The 2273-nt window shown below is 73.3% G+C and carries 2 protein-coding genes; both read right to left on the reverse strand.

The features are described from left to right. A partial coding sequence (locus tag L2I40_RS22125; protein WP_237217451.1) for an FHIPEP family type III secretion protein occupies nucleotides 1-963 on the reverse strand: 963 nt, incomplete at its 3' end. Between the two features lie 3 nt (nucleotides 964-966). Further along, nucleotides 967-2273, reverse strand: a 1307-nt coding sequence (locus L2I40_RS22130; RefSeq protein ID WP_237217453.1) for a sigma-54 dependent transcriptional regulator, incomplete at its 5' end; no start/stop codon positions are given.

Here is a 2273-nt window from a genome sequence, read left to right on the forward strand (position 1 = left end):
GCGCGCCAGCCAGCCCGCCAGCCCGGCAAGTCCCAGGAAGGGCAGCGCTGGCATGCCCGGCAGCATCGCCATGAAGACCGACGCGCCCGAGGCGAGCGCGAGCGGCTTGGCGCCGCCGAGCTGCAGCGCGATGGCGCGGTCTGCGCGTCCCTCGACACCGCCCTTGGTGACCACGATGCCGGCGGCGACGGAGACGAGGAGCGCGGGAATCTGCCCCACCAGACCATCCCCGACGGTCAGGAAGGAGAAGGAGGTGATCGCCTCGCCGAACGGCAGGCCGTGGCGCAGGGTGCCGATCGCGATCCCGGCGAGCAGGTTGATCAGCGTCGTGACGAGCCCCGCGATGGCGTCGCCGCGCACGAACTTCGCCGCGCCGTCCATGGCGCCGTAGAAGGCGCTCTCCTCCTCCAGCTCCTTGCGGCGCCGCTTGGCTTCGGCCTCGGTGAGGATGCCGGCGGACAGGTCGGCGTCGATCGCCATCTGCTTGCCCGGCATGGCGTCCAGGCTGAAACGCGCCGCGACCTCCGCGATGCGGCCGGATCCCTTCGTGACCACGACGAAGTTCACCAGGAGCAGGATCGAGAAGACGATCAGCCCGACCAGCACGTCGCCGCCCATGAGGAAGCTGCCGAAGGCCGCGATCACCGCGCCGGCCGCCTGCTCGCCCTCGTGGCCGGATGTGAGGATGGCGCGCGTGGTGGCGACGTTGAGCGCGAGGCGCAGCAGCGTGGTCAGCAGCAGGATGGTCGGAAAGGCGGTGAAGTCGAGCGGACGCTGCATGAAGAGCGCGACCATCAGGACGAGGACGGACGAGACGATCGAGAGCGCCAGGCCGACATCGAGCAGCCAGGCGGGCATGGGCACGATGAGGATGACGATGAGCAGCGCGACGGCGATGCCGAGCGCGACGTCGCCCGACGGGCGCGCGCTGCCGATCCAGCCTCGCAGGGCGACGCCCTTCATTCGTCAGGCGAGGCCGGGCAGCGGGATGGGAACCTGGCCCGGGGCCGGCGGCACGGCGACGCCGGAGGCGCGGTACTCCTGCAGCTTGTTGCGCAGCGTGCGGATCGAGATGCCGAGGATCTCGGCCGCGCGCGTGCGGTTGCCGAGGCAGTGGGACAGCGTCTCGAGGATCAGTTCGCGCTCCACCTCATCGACCTTGCGTCCGACGAGGCCTGCGATCTGCCCCGCCGGCGCTGCGGTCCGGGGCTGGGCCTCCGGTGCGGCGGGCGCCGGCGCGGCGGCCCGCGGCGCCGTCAGTTCGATCGCCTCCGGCCCGATCTCCGCGCCTTCCGCCAGCAGCACCGCCCGGTGCAGGCAGTTCTCCAGCTCGCGGACATTCCCCGGCCATGGATGGGCGAGCAGCCGCGCTTCGGCGGCCGCCGACAGGGCGCGGGCCGGCAGGCCGTTGGCGCGCGCGTAGCGCAGGGTGAAATGCGCGGCGAGCGGCAGGATGTCGGCGGGCCGGGCGCGCAGCGGCGGGATGTGCAGTGCGAGCACGTTGAGGCGGAAGTACAGGTCCTCGCGGAAGCGGCCCTTCGCCACCTCCGCGGCCAGGTCGCGGTTCGTCGCGGCGAGCAGGCGGACATCCACCTTCACCGGCGCTCCGCCGCCGAGCCGGTCAACCTCCCTCTCCTGGATGACGCGCAGGAGCTTGGCCTGCAGGCGGGGGTCCATCTCGCCCACCTCGTCGAGGAGCAGCGTGCCGCCGTCGGCCTGCTCGAACTTGCCCTTGCGCGCGGCGATCGCGCCGCTGAAGGCGCCCTTCTCGTGGCCGAACAGCTCGGATTCCAGGAGGGTCTCCGGCAGGGCCGCGCAGTTGAGCGCGACGAAGGGGCCGCGCGCGCGACGCGATCGTGCGTGGATGTGGCGCGCCAGCACCTCCTTCCCGGTTCCGCTCTCCCCGGTGATGAGGAGCGAGGCGTCGGCGCGCGCCAGCTGGCCGGCCCGCGCCAGCAGCGACGCCATGCCCGGATCCTGCGCGACGGGCCCGTCCTCCACCGGCTCGGTGCCGGCCGCCTCCAGCATCGCCAGGATCACGTCGGGATCGGGCGGCAGCGGCAGGAAGTCGCGCGCGCCCGCCTCGATGGCGCGCACGGCCGCGTCCGCATCCTCGGCCCGGCCGCACGCGACGACGGGACAGGCGATGCGCTCCACGGCCAGCGCACCAACCAGCCAGGCGACGTCGTGGCGAAGATCCACCAGCGCGAGGTCGGCGCCTTCGGCGCGCAGCCTCGCGAGACCCGCGGCCGCGCCTTCGGCGTGCGCCAGCC

It is taken from the genome of Falsiroseomonas oryziterrae (genome assembly GCF_021864505.1).
GTDB classification, from domain to species: domain Bacteria; phylum Pseudomonadota; class Alphaproteobacteria; order Acetobacterales; family Acetobacteraceae; genus Falsiroseomonas; species Falsiroseomonas oryziterrae.